Source organism: Crenalkalicoccus roseus (assembly GCF_004761865.1).
Classification (GTDB): Bacteria; Pseudomonadota; Alphaproteobacteria; order Acetobacterales; family Acetobacteraceae; genus Crenalkalicoccus; species Crenalkalicoccus roseus.
This window is the reverse complement of the sequence record NZ_SJDM01000001.1, coordinates 238683-257542: the sequence shown is the minus strand read 5'-3', so window position 1 is coordinate 257542 and position 18860 is coordinate 238683. Positions and strand designations below refer to the sequence as shown.

The 18860-nt window shown below is 73.3% G+C and carries 20 protein-coding genes (1 of these 20 only partly in view); 7 read left to right on the top strand and 13 right to left on the bottom strand.

What is annotated here, in order from left to right:
• Positions 1 to 759 (top strand): IS5 family transposase gene (locus ET526_RS01225; RefSeq protein WP_240048199.1). Its coding sequence is split into 2 segments (ribosomal slippage): positions 1 to 305 and positions 305 to 759, totalling 798 coding nucleotides (it extends 38 nt beyond the left edge of the window); the frame shifts between segments, so codons are not numbered across the junction.
• 158 nt (positions 760 to 917) lie between these two features.
• Complete coding sequence (locus ET526_RS01220) at positions 918 to 1838, top strand: alpha/beta hydrolase (RefSeq protein ID WP_204623436.1); 921 nt, start codon at positions 918 to 920, stop codon at positions 1836 to 1838.
• 27 nt (positions 1839 to 1865) lie between these two features.
• Here the strand turns inward: ET526_RS01220 and ET526_RS01215 are convergent, their stop codons facing one another.
• The 10 genes from ET526_RS01215 to ET526_RS01170 all read right to left on the bottom strand — a co-directional run bounded on the left by ET526_RS01215 (position 1866) and on the right by ET526_RS01170 (position 10817).
• Positions 1866 to 3053, bottom strand: coding sequence for an acyl-CoA dehydrogenase family protein (locus ET526_RS01215; protein ID WP_135465831.1), 1188 nt, complete (start codon positions 3051 to 3053; stop codon positions 1866 to 1868).
• 79 nt (positions 3054 to 3132) lie between these two features.
• On the bottom strand, positions 3133 to 4278 hold the full coding sequence (locus ET526_RS01210) for an NAD(P)/FAD-dependent oxidoreductase (protein WP_135465830.1): 1146 nt from the start codon (positions 4276 to 4278) through the stop codon (positions 3133 to 3135).
• Positions 4279 to 4353: 75 nt separating this feature from the next.
• Positions 4354 to 6033, bottom strand: a complete 1680-nt coding sequence (locus ET526_RS01205) for a thiamine pyrophosphate-dependent enzyme (protein ID WP_135465829.1) — start codon at positions 6031 to 6033, stop codon at positions 4354 to 4356.
• A 26-nt stretch (positions 6034 to 6059) separates the two neighbouring features.
• The gene (locus ET526_RS01200; protein ID WP_158295451.1) at positions 6060 to 7049 is read right to left on the bottom strand and encodes a Bug family tripartite tricarboxylate transporter substrate binding protein; all 990 of its coding nucleotides are present in this window, start codon (positions 7047 to 7049) and stop codon (positions 6060 to 6062) included.
• A gap of 72 nt (positions 7050 to 7121) precedes the next feature.
• Positions 7122 to 8330 (bottom strand): NAD(P)/FAD-dependent oxidoreductase, encoded by a 1209-nt coding sequence (locus ET526_RS01195; RefSeq protein WP_135465827.1) that lies wholly within the window; start codon positions 8328 to 8330, stop codon positions 7122 to 7124.
• Positions 8331 to 8639 carry a non-heme iron oxygenase ferredoxin subunit gene (locus ET526_RS01190; RefSeq protein WP_135465826.1) on the bottom strand — a complete coding sequence of 103 codons (309 nt, stop codon included), beginning with the start codon at positions 8637 to 8639 and terminating at the stop codon, positions 8331 to 8333.
• 8 nt (positions 8640 to 8647) lie between these two features.
• Entirely contained in the window at positions 8648 to 9061 is a 414-nt protein-coding gene (locus ET526_RS01185; protein WP_135465825.1) for a Rieske (2Fe-2S) protein, read from the bottom strand.
• A gap of 70 nt (positions 9062 to 9131) precedes the next feature.
• On the bottom strand, positions 9132 to 9314 hold the full coding sequence (locus ET526_RS01180) for a hypothetical protein (RefSeq protein WP_135465824.1): 183 nt from the start codon (positions 9312 to 9314) through the stop codon (positions 9132 to 9134).
• A gap of 11 nt (positions 9315 to 9325) precedes the next feature.
• Positions 9326 to 9565 (bottom strand): hypothetical protein, encoded by a 240-nt coding sequence (locus tag ET526_RS01175; RefSeq protein ID WP_135465823.1) that lies wholly within the window; start codon positions 9563 to 9565, stop codon positions 9326 to 9328.
• 277 nt (positions 9566 to 9842) lie between these two features.
• Entirely contained in the window at positions 9843 to 10817 is a 975-nt protein-coding gene (locus ET526_RS01170) for a Bug family tripartite tricarboxylate transporter substrate binding protein (protein WP_158295450.1), read from the bottom strand.
• A 264-nt stretch (positions 10818 to 11081) separates the two neighbouring features.
• Here ET526_RS01170 and ET526_RS01165 point away from each other — a divergent pair, with 264 nt between their 5' ends.
• The 5 genes from ET526_RS01165 to rfbA all read left to right on the top strand — a co-directional run bounded on the left by ET526_RS01165 (position 11082) and on the right by rfbA (position 15682).
• Positions 11082 to 12143, top strand: a complete 1062-nt coding sequence (locus ET526_RS01165; protein ID WP_135465821.1) for an isocitrate/isopropylmalate dehydrogenase family protein — start codon at positions 11082 to 11084, stop codon at positions 12141 to 12143.
• Positions 12144 to 12208: 65 nt separating this feature from the next.
• Positions 12209 to 12835: a dTDP-4-dehydrorhamnose 3,5-epimerase gene (gene rfbC, locus ET526_RS01160; protein ID WP_135465820.1), complete on the top strand. Its 627-nt coding sequence runs from the start codon at positions 12209 to 12211 to the stop codon at positions 12833 to 12835.
• Between the two features lie 8 nt (positions 12836 to 12843).
• On the top strand, positions 12844 to 13917 hold the full coding sequence (gene rfbB, locus ET526_RS01155) for a dTDP-glucose 4,6-dehydratase (protein ID WP_135465819.1): 1074 nt from the start codon (positions 12844 to 12846) through the stop codon (positions 13915 to 13917).
• On the top strand, positions 13917 to 14819 hold the full coding sequence (gene rfbD, locus ET526_RS01150) for a dTDP-4-dehydrorhamnose reductase (RefSeq protein WP_135465818.1): 903 nt from the start codon (positions 13917 to 13919) through the stop codon (positions 14817 to 14819). The genes rfbB and rfbD overlap by 1 nt, the downstream gene beginning before the upstream one ends.
• The gene (gene rfbA / locus ET526_RS01145; RefSeq protein WP_135465817.1) at positions 14816 to 15682 is read left to right on the top strand and encodes a glucose-1-phosphate thymidylyltransferase RfbA; all 867 of its coding nucleotides are present in this window, start codon (positions 14816 to 14818) and stop codon (positions 15680 to 15682) included. Before rfbD ends, rfbA begins: the two co-directional genes overlap by 4 nt.
• Positions 15683 to 15718: 36 nt before the next feature.
• On the opposite strand, the gene ET526_RS01140 is transcribed toward rfbA, so the two are convergent.
• From ET526_RS01140 to ET526_RS01130, 3 genes are all read right to left on the bottom strand, one after another.
• A complete protein-coding gene (locus ET526_RS01140; RefSeq protein ID WP_135465816.1) occupies positions 15719 to 16114 on the bottom strand; it encodes a PRC-barrel domain-containing protein in 396 nt (131 codons plus the stop codon).
• Between the two features lie 79 nt (positions 16115 to 16193).
• Positions 16194 to 17243, bottom strand: a complete 1050-nt coding sequence (locus ET526_RS01135; protein WP_135465815.1) for an LLM class F420-dependent oxidoreductase — start codon at positions 17241 to 17243, stop codon at positions 16194 to 16196.
• A 25-nt stretch (positions 17244 to 17268) separates the two neighbouring features.
• Positions 17269 to 18840: an ABC transporter substrate-binding protein gene (locus tag ET526_RS01130; protein ID WP_135465814.1), complete on the bottom strand. Its 1572-nt coding sequence runs from the start codon at positions 18838 to 18840 to the stop codon at positions 17269 to 17271.
• Positions 18841 to 18860: the final 20 nt, after the last annotated feature.

Below are 18860 nucleotides of genomic sequence, written 5' to 3'. Positions count from 1 at the left end.
CGACGAGGAGTGGTCCTTCTTCGAACCCTTCGTGATGTCCGCCAGCCCGCTCGGCGGGCGGCCTCCCCGCGACCATCGGCGGGTGCTCGACGCCATCTTCTGGATCGCGCGCACCGGCGCGCCGTGGCGTGACCTGCCGGCCGAGTTCGGCAACTGGAACTCGGTGTTCCGACAGTTCCGACGCTGGACCGCCTCTGGCCTTTGGGACGTGATGCTGGAAGCCTTGGCCGATGGCGGCGGCGATGCCGATCTCCTGCAGATGATCGACAGCACCAGCATCCGGGCGCACCACTGCGCCGCCGGCGGAAGGGGGGGACTCATCGCCAGGGTCTTGGCCGTTCGCGCGGTGGCTTCACGAGCAAGCTCCACCTCCGCGCCAACGCGCACGGCCTGCCCATCGCCCTGCACGTAACCCCCGGACAGGAGGCCGACTGCTCGAACTACGAGGCGCTGATGGCGGCGCGCGACAGCGACCCCGCCATCATGCTCGCCGACAAAGGCTATGACAGCGACCCGATCAGGCAGGATCTGCGCGACCGTGGTGCCGTGCCGGAGATCCCGACCAAGCGCAATCGCCACGTCCAGCACAGCGTCAGCCGCCCGCTCTACGCCCTGCGCAGCCGCATCGAGTGCTTCATCAACCGCCTGAAGAACAGCCGCCGCGTCGCAACGCGCTACGATCAGACCGCCGAGAGCTTCCTCGGCTTCGCAACACTCGCCTCCATCCGACTGTGGATCAGGTTTGTCCACGCGGCTTAGGTGGACGGCACCTCAGTGCGCTTCGGCAGCGCCCAGGTCGCCTTCCGCGGCGGCGTGGCGACCATGCTGGCGGACACCCTCCGTTCGCGCCGGAGAAGCTCTACGGCCTCGACCAGCGCCGCGGCAGCCGCGACATCTTCGGCCGGCTGCGCGAAGATATGAAGGAGGGCAGCCGGCCGACGCTGGTGACAGCACACGGCTTCTCCAACAGCTTCCAGGATGCGATCGAGCGCGCCGCGACGATCCAGTCCTTCTACGGCCTAGACGCCAACGTTTTCGCCTTCACCTGGCCCTCGCGCAACAGCGGCCTGCCGATACCCCTGCCCTATGTGGACTACGTGCACGACCGCGCCACCGCGCGCGCCTCGGGCGTGGCAATGGCGCGCACCATGCACATCCTCTACGACTTCATGGATTCGCTCGGCCCGGGCCAAGCCTGCCGCCAGCCCCTGCACCTGATCTGCCACAGCATGAGCGTCTATGCCTTCCGCCATGCCGTGCAGGTGCTGATGCGCCAGCCGATCGGGGAGGCGCGGGCCTACGCGCCGGCGGCCAACCCGCCCCCGACCGCGCCGCCGGAAGGCTTCCCGGCCCTGGTCGGCCTGCCGACCGAGGATGCCGATCCCAACCGTCTGCGCCGCACCTTCGGCCAGATCATCCTCGCTGCCGGCGACGAGGACGAGGACGCCTTCGAGGACGCGCGCGAGCTGCGCTACCTGCCGCGCCTGGCCGGCGGCGTCACCGTCTATCACACGCGGCAGGACTGGATCCTTTCCCGCCTCAGCCAGCACACCAAGTTCAACGGCCCGCGCCTCGGCGTGGATGGGCCGGAAACCATGAGCGCGATCAGCGACAAGGTGGTGGCGGTGGACGTGTCCGAGGCGATCGACCCCCGGCAGGACTTCCAGAGCCACCAGTACTACCGGATCTTCCCTGCGGTGCGGGACGACATCGTGGCGGTCCTGAACGGCGTCCGCCCCGGCGCGGTGCCGTCGCGCGAACAGACCGAGGCGAAGCGCTACCGCATCCTGCCCGCCAGGACCGTGGCCAGGGGGCGGCGCGGCGGGGCGCGCGGCTGAGCGGGGGCGGCGCCCCCGCCTTCCGGCTCAGGCGTGCCGCTTCAGGATGCGCCGGGCCACCGCCATGCGGTGCACCTCGCTCGGCCCCTCGTAGATGCGCATCAGCCGCACCTGCTGCGCGAGGAGCTGCAGCGGCAGCTCCTTAGTCATGCCCATGGCGCCGAAGCACTGCATGGCGTTGTCCACCACCTGCTGCGCCATCTCGGTGCCGAACACCTTGAGCATCGAGGCCTCGTCGCGCACGTCCTCGCCGCGGGCGAGCTTCGCCGCCGCGTCCTGCACCATCAGCCGGCAGGCGTGGATGCGCGTCGCCGCGTCGGCGATCCACCACTGGATCGCCTGCCGGTCGGCGAGCCTGACGCCGAAGGTCACGCGCTGGTTCGCGTGCTCGCACATCATCGCCAGCGCGCGGCGGGAGATGCCGACGCAGCGCGCCCCCATCTGCAGCCGCCGCACGTTGAGGCGGAGCTGCATCGGCGCGTAGCCGCGGCCGGGCTCGCCCAGCACCTGCGAGGCGGGGACGCGGCAATCCTCGAACACCAGCTCGTAGGTGCGCCGGCCGCCGATCATCGGGATCTCGCGCTCGATGACGAAGCCCGGCGTGCCGCGCTCGACGATGAAGGCGGTGACGCCCTCCTGTCGCTTGCCCTCCCCGGTGCGGGCCATGACGATGACGAAGTCGGCGCGCGGCACGCCGCTGACCCAGATCTTGCGGCCGTTGATCACCCACTCCTCGCCGTCCCGCACCGCGCGGGTGGTCATGCCCGCCGGGTCGCCACCGGCGCCGGGCTCGGAGATGGCGATGGAGGAGCGCGCCTCCCCCGCCGCATAAGGCTTCAGGTACCTCTCGCGCTGCCGCGCATCCGCCACCGCGAGCAGCATGTGCAGGTTGGGCGAGTCGGGCGGGAAGAGGAAGGGCGTGACGGTGCGGCCGAGCTCCTCCTCCACCGCCATCAGCGCCGGCAGCGGCAAATCGGCGCCGCCGAACGCCTCCGGCACGTCGAGGCCCCAGAGGCCGAGCTCGCGGCACTTCGCCAGCAGCCGCCCCTCCTCTTCCTCGGTCAGCGCGTATTTCTGCCCCTGCGCTTCGCGCGCAAGCACGGCGGGCTCGAGCGGCATCAGCTCGCGCTCCACGAACCGCACCACGAGGTCGCGCACCATCCGGTGCTCCTCGGACAGGCCCGCGGTCGCGGCGGCTTCGTCCTTCTGGCTCATGGCGTCTCCCCCGGTTGTCGCGGCGAGGGTGCCGGTCCTTCCCGCCGGCGTCCAGGCACCTCCCGCCGGTCGCGCCACCTCAGCGGATCGCGTCGGCCTCCTCGCCCCCGCCGGGGCTCGCCGGCCGCAGCGGGTCGTAGGGGGCGAGGTCGAGCTCCGGCGCCTCGCCGAGGGCGAGCTGCGCCAGCAGCCGGCCCGCGAAGGGGCCGATGGTCAGGCCCGAGGGGCCGAGGCCGTTGCCCACCACCAGCCCCTCCCAGCCCGGGATCCGGCCCAGCATCGGCCGCAGATCCGGCCCCATGGGGCGGAAGCCGACCCGCGTCTCGAGCAGCGTCGCCGGGCCGAGGCCGGGGGCGACCGCCAGCGCCTGGTTCAGCACCTCCGCCTGCCCGGCCGCGGTGACGCGGTTGTCGAAGCCCGAGCCGGTCTCGCGTGTCGCGCCCACCACCACGCGGGAGTCGTCGAAGGCGAGGAGGTAATGGCTGCCCGGCGGCAGCACGATCGGCCAGCCGCCCGTCTCCACCCCCTCCAGGCGCAGATGGGTGATCTGGCCGCGCTGCGGCGCCACGGAAAGCGCGACGCCGAGCGGCCCCAGCAGCGCCGGGGCCCAGGCGCCGGCCGCCACCACCACGCGGTCGGCGGCGAGGGTCTCGGCGCCGACGCGGATGCCGCGCACGCGGCCTCCTTCCGCCAGCAATCCCGCCGCGCCGTCGAGGAAGCGCACGCCCCGCCGCTCCGCCGCGCGGCGCAGGGCGGCGGCGAGAAGCCGCCCGTCCACCCGCGCGCCGCCGCTGACATGCACCGCGCCGAGAGTGGGGTGCAACGGCGGGAACAGCGCCCGCGCCTCAGCCGGGGAGAGGCGAGAGACCTCCCCCGCCTCCGGCGCCTCGGCGCGGCGCGCCCGCACCATCGCCTCGATGCGGTCGAGCTCCACCGCCTCCGCCGCGACGCAGAGCGCGCCGACGCGGCGGTAGCCGGTGTCGGTCTCGCCCGCCTCCGCCAGCAGGCCGATCAGCGCAGGGTAGTAGCGCGCGCCGGCGGCGGCGATGCGGTACCAGAAGGGATCGGTGCGGCTCGACGCCCAGGGCGAGACGATGCCGGCGCCGGCCGCGGTGGCGCGGCCGGGATGCGCCTGGTCCGCCACCACCACCTCGGCGCCCGACAGCGCCAAGTGGAACGCCGTGCTCGCCCCGAGCACGCCCGCGCCGATGACGGCAACCCGCATGGTGATCCCTCCCGCAGTGCTGCCCCGACCCTCCGCCATCCGCGCGGGCGAGGCAAGGGCCGCCCCCGCGCCGCGTCAGCCGTGGAGGCGCGGGGCGCCACGGCGGCGCCAGGCGCTCATCTGCTCGGCGGAGCTGCGCACATGCACCACCACCGGCCGGGTGCGCGCCGCGAAGGCGCGGGCGATGCCCTCCTCCACCTCGGCCTCCGAGCCGATGCTGATGCCCTCGGCGCCGAAGCTGCGCGCCCAGGCGGCGAAGTCGGGGTTGGTGAGGCGCACCGCGTCCTCGTAGGGGCGGTTCGGGTAGCGCACCTCGTGGTGCATGCCGATGGTGCCGTAGCGCCCGTTGTCGGAGACGATGATGATGGGCGCGCCGCCATACTGCATGGCGGTGGCGATCTCGTTGCCGGTCATCAGCACGCCGCCGTCGCCGACGAAGGCGACCGCCTGCCTGCCCGGCCGGCGCAGCGAGGCGGCGACCGCCATCGGCACCCCCGCCCCCATGGCGCCGACCACGGAGGAGAGGAAATTCTGCCCCGGCCGGAAGCCGATGTAGCGATGGATGAAGGAGGAGAAATTCCCCGCATCCGAGGCTACGGCCGCGTCGGGGGCCAGATGCCTGCCGACCGCGGCGCAGACGGCGGCGAAGTTCACCCCGTCCGGCATCGGCTCCCAGATCGGCTCCGTCAGCCGGCGGTGGATGGCGTTCAGCCCTGCCACCCAGTCCCGGCGCTTCGCCGCCCCCGCGGGCGCGCCGCGCGCGAGCAGGGCGCGGATCACCTCCGCCGGCTCGCCGGCGATGCCGAGATCGGGGCGGAAGACGCGGCCGATCTCGTTCGCATCCGGCCAGATCTGCGCCAGGGGAAGCTGCGGGTCGGGGGCGGTGGGGAAGGTGTAGGACTGGCTGACCGAGTCCGTGATCCGCTCGCCGAGCGCCACCAGCAGGTCGGCGCGCTTCATCTCGGCCACCAGATCCCTCGGCACCCGTATGCCCATGTAGCCGCCGTAGTGGGGGTGCGCGGAATCGAAGAGCTGCGGGCGGCGGTGCGTCGGGCAGACCGGCAGCACCCATTCCTCCGCGAGGCGCCGCAGCGCCTCCAGCGTCGCCATGTCGGCATTCGCCAGCGCGCCGCCGGCCCAGACCAGCGGGCGCTCGGCGGCGGCGAGCATCTGCGCCAGCCGCTCCAGGTCCTCCGCCCGCGCGCCGCCGAAGACGCGCGGGCGGGGCTGCGCCAGCGGCAGGTCGGTCGGCTCGTCGAAGATGTCCTCGGGCAGGATCACGGCGGCCGGGCCGGGCGTGCCGCTCTCGGCCAGGTGGAAGGCGCGGGCGATGGCCTCGCTCGCCTGCTCCGGCTCGTTCACCTCGATCACCGCCTTGGTCACGTCCGAGAGCAGGCGGCCGTAATGCTGCTCCTGCAGCGCCAGGCGGCCGAAATCCTTGCGCTCCACCTGCCCGACCAGGGCGACCATCGGCGTCGCGTCGTGGAAGGCGGTGTGGAAGGCGACCATGGCGTTGGACAGGCCCGGGCCGCGCGAGACCAGCAGCACGCCGGCGCGCCCGCCCTGCATCCGCCCGTCCGCCACCGCCATGAAGCCGGCGCCGCCCTCGTGGCGGCAGACGACGAGCTGCACCTCCGGCGCCTCGGTCAGCGCGTCGGTCAGGCCGAGGAAGCTCTCCCCCGGCACCATCCAGATCTTGTCCACGCCATGGGCGATCAGGCTCTCGGCCAGCGCGCGACCAACGGTTCGGCTCATCCCGGTTCCTTCCCTCGCTTGCTTGTTCACTCGGCGCGGATGCCGGCGGCCCTGACCACGCCCTCCCACAGCGGCACATCCTCGGCGATGCGCTCGGCCAGCGCCTCCGGACCGGTCAGCAGCGCCTCGGTGCCGGCGGCGGTGAAGCGGGCGCGCACCTCCTCCACCTCGCGCAGCGCGGCGAGCGTCGCCGCGAAGCGCCGTACCATGGCGGGGGAGAGGCCGCGCGGGCCGGCGAAGGCGTACCAGTTCAGCGCCACATAGCCCGGCACGGTCTCGGCGATCGCCGGCACCTCGGGCAGCGCCGCGATCCGCTCGGCCGTGGTCACGCCGAGCAGCCGCGCCCGCCCGCCACGCACATGGCCGAGCGCCTCCACGGTGGAAGCGAAGACGATGTCGATCTCCCCGGCATAGAGCGCCGCCATGGAGGCTGCGGCGCCGCGGTAGGAGACATGCGTCAGCGCGATCCCCGCCCGGTGGGCGAAGAGCGCGCCGCTGAGGTGGTTGGAGGAGCCGACGCCGCCGCTGCCATAGGTGAACCGCCCCGGCTCCGCCCGCGCCGCGGCGATCACCTCCGGCACGGAATGGAAGGGCGCGTCGGCGCGCACCGCCATCACCGTCGGCACGTTGGCGACCAGGCTCAGCGGCGTCACCACGCGGCGCGGGTCGAGGCCCTGATTGGGGTAGAGCGCGTGCAGCGAGGCGAGGGAGGAGCTGGTCAGCACCAGGCTGGTGCCGTCGGGGGGCGACTGCACCACGGCACGCAGCCCGATGCTGCCGCCGGCGCCGCTGCGGTTCTCGACCACGAAGGGCTGGCCGAGCCGCTCGCGCAAATGTTCGGCCAGCAGCCGACCGATGGTGTCGATCGGCCCGCCGGGGGCAAAGGGGATGACGATGCGCACCGGGCGCGAGGGCCAGACCTCCTCTGCGTGCGGGCGCGGCGCGGCAAGCGCGGTGGCGGCGGCGGCGAGCAGCGCGCGCCGCCCCGCCCGGCCGCCTCCTTGGTGCGGCTGCATGGGCGTTCCTCCCTTTCCGCCCATTCAAGCCGAGGCGCGCGGCGAGGGGAATGGGTCGCCGCGGCACGCGCCTCACGCAAGCTGGCGGAGCGGCACCTCGGGGTCGGCGAGCCGGGCGCGGTCCACGGCCTTCCCGGCGGCGATCAGCCGGCGGCAGGGCGTCGCCTCGCGGCCGTTGTTGAGCAGCACGGCGCCGCGCACGCGTCCCCCGGCATCGAGGGCGAGGAAGGTCGCGCGCCCCTCCCCGGCGGGGCGGCGGACCAGCTCGAAGGCGGGATCGGGGTCGCCGAGCACCTGCAGGTTCCAGTCGAACTGGTCGGTCCAGAGCCAGGGAATCTCGTCATAGGGCGCGGCCTCGCCACAGAGGGCGCGGGCCACGGCGGCGGGCTGGTTCTGCGCCACCTGCCAGGATTCCAGCCGCGCGGCGCGGCCGAGGAAGGGGTGGGGGAAGCGCGCCACCTCACCGGCGGCGTAGATGCCCTCGGCCGAGCTGCGCCCCTGGGCGTCGGTCAGGATGCCGTCCCGCACCGCGAGCCCGGCCGCCTCGGCCAGCGTCGTGTTCGGCACGCCGCCGATACCGGCCACCACCAGCTCGGCCTCCACCCGCACCGCGCCGGCATCGAGCACGAGCCCCCCGGGCCGCGGCTCGATCGCGCGCAGCGCCTGGCCGAGATGCAGCGTCACGCCCCGGGCGCGGTGCAGCGCCGCGACCAGGTCGCTGACCGCCGGCGGCACGCAGCGCGCCATCAGCCGCTCCGCCGCCTCCAGCACCGTCACGGCGCAGCCGAGCCGACAGGCGGCGGCGGCGACCTCGAGCCCGATCAGCCCGCCGCCCACCACCGCGACGCGAGGGCGCGCGAGCAGCCGCGCCCGCAGCGCCGCGGCGTCGTCGAGGGTGCGCAGCGTCAGCACGCGCGGATCCTCGGCGCCCGGCACGGCGAGCCGGCGCGCCCGCGCGCCGGTGGCGAGGACGAGGGCGTCGTAGCCGATGCGCTCCCCCGCCTCCGTCACCACCCGGCCCGCCGCCGGCTCGATCGCGGCGACGCGCGCGCCGGTGCGGAGCGCTATGCGGCGCGCGGCGTAGAACTCCGGCGCGCGCACGAACAGCCCGTTGCCGGGATCGGCGCCGAGCAGCACGGCCTTGGAGAGCGGCGGGCGGTCGTAGGGAGGGTGCGGCTCCTCGCCGAGCAGCACGATCTCGGCCTCCGGGTCGAGGTCGCGCAGCGCCTCGGCGCAGCGCCGCCCCGCCTGGCCGGCGCCGACGATGACCACCCGCGCCATTCAGACCCGCACGAAGACCGCGCCGTCCTCGACCTTCACCGGATAGGTGGCGAGGTCCACCTCCGCCGGCTCGGTCAGCGCCTTGCCGGTGCGGATGTCGAAGCAGGCCTGGTGCAGCGGGCATTCCAGCCTGCCGTCCTCGCAGAAGCCCTCGGAGAGCAGCGCGTATTCGTGGGTGCAGACGTCGCTGACGGCGTAGATGCCGTCCTCGAGGCGCACCAGCGCGATCTGCGTGTCGCCGACGCGCACGCCGAGCGGCGTCTCGGGCTTCAGGTCGGCTTCCTCGGCGACGCGGTGCCAGTCGGGCATGGCGGCTCTCAGACCTCGATGACGATGTAGCGGTTCTCGACCGAGACGGGGAAGGTCTCGGCCACGAAGGGGCCCTTGGCCAGGGCCTCGCCGGGCTCGACCCTTACCTCGTAGGTGCGGGCGCGGATGCTGTCGGGGTCGCACCAGGACTGGCCGGTGCGGAGGTCGAACTCCCAGCCGTGCCAGGAGCACTGCACGATCTCGTTGGGGCGGGAGTATTCGTACCGCCCCGGCTCCTTCGCGGTGACCAGGCCGGTCAGCCTGCCGGCGCAGAGCGAGCCGCCCTCGTGCGGGCAGCGGTCCGCCAGGGCGAAATACTCGCCGTTGACGTGGAACAGCGCGATGCGGCGGCCCTTCACCTCGACCAGCTTGCTGCCGTTCGGCGGGATCTCGCCCACCGCGGCGACGACGTGGCGACCCATGCGCGCGCGTCCCCTCTCCCTCGCGGCGATGGTGCGGCGGCCTCCCCTAGCCCGTCAATGCGGCCCGCCGTCACGCGGCGTGTCCGGCCGGGGGAGGCCTCTCCGCCCGGCGGGCGGGGCGGGATTCTCCAGCGGCGCGGGCGCCGCCGCGCATGTAGTGCCGTTCCGGCCTGTAGGCGGTGCCGGTCAGCCAGGCGCAGAGCCGCCGCAGCGCGGCGGCGGGGCGGAGGCGCCGCTTGGCCCGCGGCGTCATCGCGGCCTCCCTCAGCGCACCCAGCGCGCCGCCGCCTGGCCCGCGCCGTTGTGCACCGGGGCGAGATAGGCGGGCGCGCAGAGGGTGGTCCTGCCGCCGCGGGCGTGGAACTCCGCGACCAGACGGGCCACCTCCTCCTCGCTCGGGCGAGAGCGCGGGGCGCGGCGGCGGCGGCGCGGCGCCGCCTCGCCGGGGGCGAGACCGTCCGGCATGTCGAGCGCCTCGGGCGCGGAACGGGGCATGTCCGTCATGAGGGCCTCCTGCCGCGGGCGGGCCGCGGCGGAGCGAGTGATCGCAGGAATCGGCACGGGACCGCTGTGCGCGGCCGCACACCCCCCGTCCGAGCCGCCGCGCCCTGCCAACGGTCCGGCTGGGGATCCTTCCGCGGGATGAGGGCCATTGCTGCAACCACGGCCGAGCGGCAGCGGCGCCAGCCTCCCGTTCGCGGAACAGAGCCCCGCTCCCCGGCCTTCGATCCGCCCCAAGCGTGCGGGGCCGGGCAGGCGAACCCTGCCCGGCCCGGCCGGCCTATTCGGGCTTCACGCCCGCCGCCCGCACCACCGGCCCCCAGCGCTCGTACTCGGCGCGGACGAAGCGGTCCGTCTCCGCCGGGTCCATCCAGATCGGCTCGCTGCCGAGCTCCACGAACCGCTGCTTCAGCCCCGGCTGCTCCATCGCCTCGCGCAGCGCCTCGGAGAGGCGTTCGATCACCGGCCTCGGCGTGCCGCGCGGCGCGAAGAGACCGATCCAGGAACGCACCGCGTAATCCGCCACCCCCTGCTCCGCGACCGTGGGGATGTCCGGCTGGATCGCCACCCGTTCGGCGGTGCAGACGGCCAGGATGCGCAGCCGCCCCTCGCGTGCCGCCGGCAGAGCCGTGGGCAGATTCATGAAGCCGAGCTGCACCGTGCCGCCGAGCAGGTCGGTGAGCGCCGGCCCGCCGCCGCGATAGGGCACATGGGTCATGTCGAGGCCCGTGCGCAGCCGGAACAGCTCCCCGGCCAGGTGGTTCGAGGTGCCGACACCCGAGGAGGCGAAGCTGATCCCCTGCGGCATCGCCTTCACCCGCGCGATCAGTTCCGGAATGGTGCGGACGCCGAGCGAGGGATGCGCCGCCACCACGTTCGGCACGTCCACCAGCATCGCCACCCCCGGCAGCGCCTCGCGCACGTCGTAGCCGAGATCGGGCGCGATCAGCGGGTGGAAGACGTGGTTGGAGGCGGAGGAGACCAGGAAGGTCTGCCCGTCCGGCCGGGCCCGCGCCACCAGCCCCATGCCGACGGAGCCGCCACCGCCCGGCCGGTTCTCCACGATGAAGGGCTGGCCGAAGCGACGCTCGAGCTGCGGGGCGAGCAGCCGCGCCACCACATCGTTCGAGCCGCCGGGCGCATAGGGCACCAGCAGGGTCACGGGGCGGCTCGGCCATCCCTCCTGGGCGCGAACGCGCAGGGGCAGCAGCAGGGCCGGCGCCGCCAGGGCGGTGCGGCGGCTGAGACGGGGCATCATTGTTCTCCGTGACGGATTCGCGGCGGAATCCTTAAGCGGATCGCGGAGAGCGGGAAACAGCTAGGCGTGTGCCCCCGCTCCGCCGACAATGGGCCGGGGCCGTTCCTGCGGGTGCGGCCGGGCGGAAACGGCTTTGGCGCCTGATCCGCCAAAGGCGTCCTCGCCGGAGCGGCGAACCAGCCGCCCGACAGGGGGCGGCGCGGGTGGACGCGGCCGGCGCCCGGGCCGAGACTGCCCGGCCGACCAGGAGGGGAAGCCCATATGCGCCTCATCATCCTGCCGGGCGACGGGATCGGGCCCGAGATCACGGATGCCACCCTGCGCGTGCTGGAGGCGGCCTCGGCCCGCTTCGGCCTCGGGCTGGAGCTGCGCCGCATGGAGGCGGGCCGCGCGGCGCTGGAACGCGAGGGCACCACCATTCCGCCAGCGGTCGAGCAGGCGGTGCGGGAGGCGGACGGGCTGATCCTCGGCCCGATGGACACCTACGCCTATGCCGGGCAGGGGGCGAATCCCTCGGCCTTCTTCCGCAAGGCCTTCGACCTCTATGCCAACATCCGCCCGGCACGCACCTGGCCCGGCCTGCGCTCCCCCACCGGGGCCGAGTTCGACCTGGTGGTGGTGCGGGAGAACACCGAGGGCTTCTACGCCGACCGCAACATGGAGGCGGGCAACGCCGAGCTGCTGGTGACGCCGGAGGTGGTCGTCTCGCTGCGCCGCATCACCCGCGCCTGCTGCGACCGCATCGCCGCCGCGGCCTTCCGCCTGGCGGCGCGGCGCCGGCGGCGGGTGACGGCGGTGCACAAGGCCAATGTGCTGGCCCGCGGCGACGGCATGTTCCTGGAAAGCTGCCGGCGCGAGGCCGCGGCGCATCCCGGCATCGCCTATGACGAGGTGATCGTGGACGCGATGGCGGCGCACCTCGTGCGCCATCCGGGGCGGTTCGACGTGGTGGTCACCACCAACATGTTCGGCGACATCCTCTCTGACCTGGCGATCGAGCTCTCGGGCAGCCTCGGCCTCGGCGGCTCGGTCAATGCCGGGGAGCGGTTCTGCATGGCCCAGGCGGCGCACGGCTCGGCGCCGGACATCGCCGGGCAGGGGGTGGCGAACCCGGCCTCGCTGATCCTCTCGGCGGGGATGCTGCTCGGCTGGCTGGCGGAGCGGCGGGGCGGCGGCCACGCCTTCGCGGCGGCGGCGGACGCGATCGAGACGGCGGTGGCGGGCGCGGTCGCGGCGGGGGAAACGACGCGCGACCTGGGTGGGCGGCTCGGCACCGCGGCGATGGGAGAGGCCGTGGCTGGCCGGGTGGCGGTGGAGGCCTGAATACGCGAAATTGTTGACCAAAAATCTACTTTAGGTAGAAAGACCGGGCAGCGACGGAGGCTGGGATGCCGCTTGCGATCCGGACCCGAACCGAAAGCGCCGACGACACCCTTATCCCCTGCCGCAGTTCCGGCAATTTCACCGCCTTCCGCCTTGCCCTGGCTGGCCCCCTGCTGATCGAGCCGCGGCGCCATGGCGACCATCGCGGCTTCTTCATGGAAACCTACTGCTGGCGGGACTTCGCCGCTCTCGGCATTCCCGATGCCTTCGTGCAGGACAACCACTCCCTCTCCGTCGCCGCCGGCACGGTGCGGGGGCTGCATTTCCAGATTCCGCCGCATTCCCAGGCCAAGCTGATCCGCGTGCTGCGCGGCGCCATCCTCGACGTGGCGGTGGACATCCGCCGCTCCTCTCCCACCTACGGCCGGCACGTGGCCGTGGAACTCTCCGCGTCCAACGCGCGCCAGCTCTACATCCCCGCCGGTTTCGCCCACGGCTTCTGCACGCTGGAGCCGGATACCGAAGTCGCCTACAAGGTCACCGACCTCTACGCGCCGGAATGCGACCGCGCGGTCGCCTGGAACGATCCGGATCTGGCCCTGCCCTGGCCTGTTGGGCCCGACCGGGCGCAGCTCTCCGAGAAGGACCGGCGGGCGCCGCGCCTGCGCGACCTACCCCCCTGCTTCGAATGAGAGCGACGATGCGCATCCTCGTCACCGGCGGCGCCGGCTTCATCGGCTCCGCCCTGGTCCGCCACCTGGTGCTGGAGCGGGGCGCCGCCGTGCTGGTCGTGGACAAGCTCACCTATGCCGGCGACCGCCGCTCCCTGCGCGACTGCGAGGGGAAGCCCGGCTTCGCCTTCCTGCAGGCCGACATCGTCGACCTGCCGCGCATGCGCGCCGCGATGGCCGAGTTCCGCCCCGATGCGGTGATGCACCTCGCCGCCGAGAGCCATGTGGACCGTTCCATCGCCGGCGCCGCGCCCTTCATCGAGACCAATGTGCAGGGCACCTTCTCGCTGCTGGAGGCGGCGCGCGGCTACCATGACGGCCTCGGGGGGGAGGCGCGGGCGCGCTTCCGTTTCCTGCACGTCTCGACCGACGAGGTGTTCGGCTCCCTCGGCGAGAGCGGCGCCTTCGACGAGACCACGCCCTACGACCCGCGCTCGCCCTATTCCGCGAGCAAGGCGGCCTCCGACCACCTGGCGCGGGCCTGGCGGGAGACCTACGGCCTGCCGACGCTGGTCACCAACTGCTCCAACAATTACGGCCCCTTCCACTTCCCGGAGAAGCTGATCCCGCTGATCATCCTCAACGCGCTCGAGGGCAAGGAGCTGCCCGTCTATGGCGATGGCGGCAACGTCCGGGACTGGCTGTTCGTCGAGGACCATGTCCGCGCCCTGATGCTGGCGGTGGAGCACGGCCGGCCCGGCGAGACCTACTGCATCGGCGGGCGCAGCGAGCGGCGCAACCTCGAGGTGGTGGAGGCGGTCTGCGACCTGCTCGACGCGCGCCGGCCCGCCGCCCGCCCGCGGCGGGAGCTGATCCGCTTCGTCCCCGACCGGCCGGGCCATGACCGCCGCTACGCCATAGATCCCTCCAGGATCGAGCGCGAGCTGGGCTGGCGGGCGCGGGAAAGCTTCGAGAGCGGCCTCGCCCGCACCGTGGACTGGTACCTGGCCAACGAGTGGTGGTGGCGCCCGCTGCGCGAGCGCGTCTATGCCGGCGAGCGGCTCGGCCTGCTCGCCGAACCGGCGGCGGCGGAAGCGCCCTGATGCGCGTGCTGGTGGTCGGCCGCAGCGGTCAGGTCGCGACCGAGCTGCGCGCCCGCCTGCCCGCCGCCGGGCACGAGGTGCTGGCGCTGGAACCGCCCGAGCTCGACCTGGCGCGGCCGGAGACGGTGGCGGCGGCGATCCTCCGCCACCGCCCCGAGGCGGTGGTGAACGCAGCCGCCTACACCGCTGTGGACCGCGCCGAGGAGGAGCCGGAGCGCGCCTTCGCGGTGAACGCCGCGGGACCGGCCGCGCTCGGCGAGGCCGCGTCGCGGGCCGGCATCCCGGTGGTGCACTTCTCCACCGACTACGTCTTCGACGGGTGCAAGGGCGCGCCCTATGCCGAGACGGACGAGCCGTTGCCGCTCGGCGTCTATGGCGCCTCCAAGCTCGAAGGCGAGCGGCGGCTGCACGCGGCCTGCCCGCGCGCGGTGACGCTGCGCACCGCCTGGGTCTGCTCGCCGCATGGCGGGAATTTCGTCAGGACCATGCTGCGCCTCGCCGCCGAGCGGCCGGAGATCCGCGTGGTGGCCGACCAGCACGGCGCGCCGACCTTCGCCGACGACTTGGCGGAGGCCGTCATCGCCCTGCTGCCGCGCCTCGCCGTGGCGCCAGAGGGCGATCCGGCCTTCGGCGTGTTCCACTTCACCGGTGCCCCGCACACCACCTGGCACGGCTTCGCCGCCGCCATCCTGGATGGCGCGGCGGCGCGGGGGCGGAGGGTGCCGCCCCTCTACCCTATCGCCACCGCCGACTACCCGACGCGGGCGCGCCGGCCGGCGGACGGACGCCTCGACTGCCGCCGAGCCACCGAGGTGCTCGGCCTCCCTCCCCCCGACTGGCGCGCCGGGCTCGCGCGCTGCCTCGACGCGCTGCTGGTGCCGGAAGGAGCACATTCCGCATGAAGGGCATCGTCCTCGCCGGCGGCAGCGGCACGCGGCTCTATCCCGCGACGCTCGCCGTCTCCAAGCAGCTCCTGCCGGTCTACGACAAGCCGATGGTGTACTACCCGCTGTCGGTGCTGATGCTGGCCGGCATCCGCGAGATCATGGTGATCTCCACCCCGCACGACCTGCCGCTGTTCCGCCGCCTGCTCGGCGACGGCGGCCAGTGGGGCATCCGGCTGACATTCGTGGAGCAGGACAGGCCGCGCGGCATCGCGCACGCGCTGGTGCTGGCCGAGGAATTCCTCGCCGGCCAGCCTTCGGCGCTGATCCTCGGCGACAACATCTTCCATGGCGCCGAGCTCGAGGCGCAGATGCAGGCGGCGGTGGCGGAGCGCGGCGCCGCGGTGTTCGCCTACCGCGTCGCGGACCCGGAACGCTACGGCGTGGTCGAGTTCGACGCCACCGGAAGGGCGCTCAGCATCGAGGAGAAGCCGCCGCGGCCGCGCTCCGACTGGGCGGTGACGGGCCTCTACTTCTACGATGGGCGCGCGCCCCGGCTCGCGGCGCGCCTCTCGCCCTCGGCACGGGGGGAGCTGGAGATCACGGATCTCAACCGCATCTACCTGGAAGAGGGCAGCCTGCGCGTCTGCCGGCTCGGCCGCGGCTATGCCTGGCTCGACACCGGAACGCATGACAGCATGCTGGAAGCGGGAGAGTTCGTGCGCGCCATCGAGAAGCGTACCGGTCAGAAAGTGGCCGCACCCGAGGAGGTGGCCTGGCGCAAGGGCTTCATCACCGATGCGCAGCTCCGCGAGGTGGCACGCCCGCTGCGCAACAGCGGCTACGGCCGCTACCTCGAGCACCTGATCGAGCACGGCTGACCGCCGCGCCGGCGGACCGACGCGGCGGCATGCCGCTCAGACGCCGCCGACGCCGTAATAGTCGGAGACGCGGCGTCCATAGGCCGGATCGGACCAGGGGGTCTCGTCGCGACCGTAGCTCGGCGCCGCTTCCAGCCGGTCGCGGGGGATGTCCACCACATAGCCGCCGAGGCTGGTGTCGTAGGTGAGCGCCTTCCACGGCAGCGGGTGGTAGCGCTCGCCGATGCCGAGGAAGCCGCCGAAGCTCATCACGGCGTAGGCGACCTGACCCGAACGCTTCTCGATCATCACGTCGTAGATCGAGCCGATGTTCTCGCCCGCGCGGCTGTAGACGGCGGTGCCGTTCACCTTGCTCGCGGCGATGAGCTGGCTGGTCTCGTCAATGGCGACGCCCTCGGTGGCCGTGGCGCCGCTGCGGGGGATGTCCGACATCCCGTCCTCCTGTGCGGAAAGGGTCCGCCCATCCAACGCCCGGGAAGGCGCGGGCGTTCCGGCCAGATGACGCGCCGCCTCAGAGCCGCCGCGCCGCCTCCGCCACCGCCTCGATCGCCTCCGTCTGGCGGGTGCGCACGGTCAGCGCGTCGGCGCCCGACTCCGCCCAGGCGCGGAACCGCTGCCGGATGCGCTCGGGCGGGCCGACCAGGGATTTCAGGTCCACCCACTCATCCGGGACGGCGGCGATCGCCTCCTCCTTCCGCCCGGCCAGATAAAGTTCCTGGATGCGCGCCGCTGCCCCCCCGAAGCCGCGGCGAACCATCATGTCCTTGTGGAAATTGATGTCGCGATGGCCCATGCCGCCGACATACAGGGCCACCTCGGGCTTCAGCCGCGCCAGCGCGGCGCCGACATCCTCCGCCACCTCCACATGCGCGGAGGCCTGGATGGTGAAGTCGGCGCGGGTCTTCCTCCGCCCCGTCGCCTTCTCGGAGCGGCGGAACCCCTCTTCCAGCAGGGGCAGGAATTCGGGCAGCGCGCCGGGAACGAAGCCGAGAGCGAGCCAGCCATCGGCGATCTCGCCGGTGAGGCGGACCATCGCCTCGGTGCCGGTGCCGAGATAGATCGGGATGTCCGGGTTCATGTGCAGGATGGACTTCAACGGCTTGCCGACGCCGAGCGCCCCCTCGCCGCGATAGGGCAGGCTGATCTCCCGCCCTTCATGCGTCACCGGCGCCTCCCGCCGGAAGATCTTGCGCATGATCGCCACGTAATCCTTCACGCGCCAGTAGGGCTTTCCCCAGGGCTCGCCGTACCATCCCTCGACGATCTGCGGCCCGCTGACGCCGAGTCCGGCGATGAAGCGCCCGCCGCCGGCGAGCGCGTCCACCGTGCCGGCGCACATGGCGGCGTTCGCCGGGGTGCGCGCGGCAAGCTGCATCACCGCGGTGCCGAGGCGGATCCGCCGGGTATGGGCAGCGAGGTAGGCGAGCGGCGAGACCGCGTCCGAGCCGTAGGCCTCGGCGGTCCAGACCGTGTCGTAGCCGAGCTCCTCGGCGCGCTGCACCAGCCCGACCGGAATGTCGAGCCTGGCGCCGGAGTAGCCGAGCGAAAGGCCGAGCTTCATGCGCGTTCTCCTCCTCCGCCGTGTCCTACCGCGCCGGGCGCACGCCCATGGCGATGGTGCGCTCGTCCATCCGCGGCTCGTGCGTCAGGCCGCGGCGCAGCGCCCAGGTGTTGACGTACTGGATGAGCTGGATCAGCGGCTCCTCCTCGGCGTAGCGCTCCACCGCCTCGTGCCAGACCGCCTCGCGCCGCTCGTCGTCGAGGATGGTGGAGCCGCGCGCCACCAGCTCGTCAAAGGCCGGGCTGGAGAAGCGGGCGTTGTTGTTGGCCCCGGTCAGCTTCGCGCGGTCGCGCGTCGCCACCGTGTTGACGAGGAAGTTCGATGCCTCTCCGGTAGAGCTGCCCCAGGCGCCGAGCTGGACCGCGTACTCGAAGCGCATGCGCTTCGGCACGAAGCCGGTCCAGGGCAGGGCCTCCACCTGGGTGCGCACGCCGATGCGCGTCCACATCTGCGCCACCGCCTGGGCGATGCGGGAATCGTTCGGCCAGCGGTCATTCGGCGTGCTGAGGGTGATGCGGAACCCCTCCGGATAGCCGGCCTCGGCCAGCAGGCGCCGCGCCCCCTCGGGGTCGAAGGCGCGCGGCCTCACGCGCGGGTGGTAGCCGAAGGCGCCTTCGGGCAGCCATTGCGCGGTGGCGGTGGCCGCGCCCTCCATCACCCGCTCGACCAGCGCCTCGCGGTTGATGGCCATGGAGAGGGCTCGGCGCACCCGCACGTCGCGCAGCGGGTTCGCGGGCAGCGGGTTGCCGGCATGGTCGGTGATCAGGGGCGAGCCGCCGTCGCGGCCGTAATCCGGCGCCAGGAAGACGGTGCGCAGGCTCGGCACCTCGGTGACGACGATGCGCGGGTCGCGCCTGAGGCGCGCGAGGTCGGAGGTCGGCACCTGCTCGATCAGGTCCACATCGCCCGCGAGCAGCGCCGCGGTGCGCGCGCCGTCATTGGAGATGATGCGGTAGCTGACGCGCTCCCAGGGCTCGGCGCCGCCGAACCAGCGCTCGTTGCGCGCCATCTCCACCCGGTCGCCGAGGCGGTAGGAGATGAGGCGATAGGGCCCGGTGCCGATCGCCGCCCTGCCGCTGTTGAAATCCTCGGTCCCCGCGCCCTCCGCGGCGTGGCGGGCGATGATGCTGACCGAGGCGAGGTCGAGCGGCATCAGCGGGTGCGGCACGCTTGTGTGCAAGCGGATGGTGTGCGGATCCACCACCTCCACCCGCGTGATGGCGCGCAGGAAGCCCTGGAAGCCGCCGGGGCTGTTCGGCACCTCCGGCACGCGGGCGAAGGTGAACACCACGTCATCCGCGGTGAAGGACCGGCCGTCATGCCAGGAGACGTCCGAGCGCAACTTGAACTCCCACTCCGTGTCGGAGAGGGCGCGCCAGGATACGGCAAGGCTCGGCTGCGGCCGCGCCCGCGCGTCGCGCTCCACCAGCCGGTCGAAGATGTGCATGGTCAGGGCGTTGTTCGGCCCGAGATTGTGGAAATGCGGATCCACCGAGGTCACGGGGGCGGCGGCGCCGATCGTCAGCGTCTGGGCGGCGAGGGATGGCGCGCCGAGGACGAGCGAGGCGGCAAGGGCAAGGGTGGCGTGGCAGCGCATGGGGGCGGCTCCCGGACAGT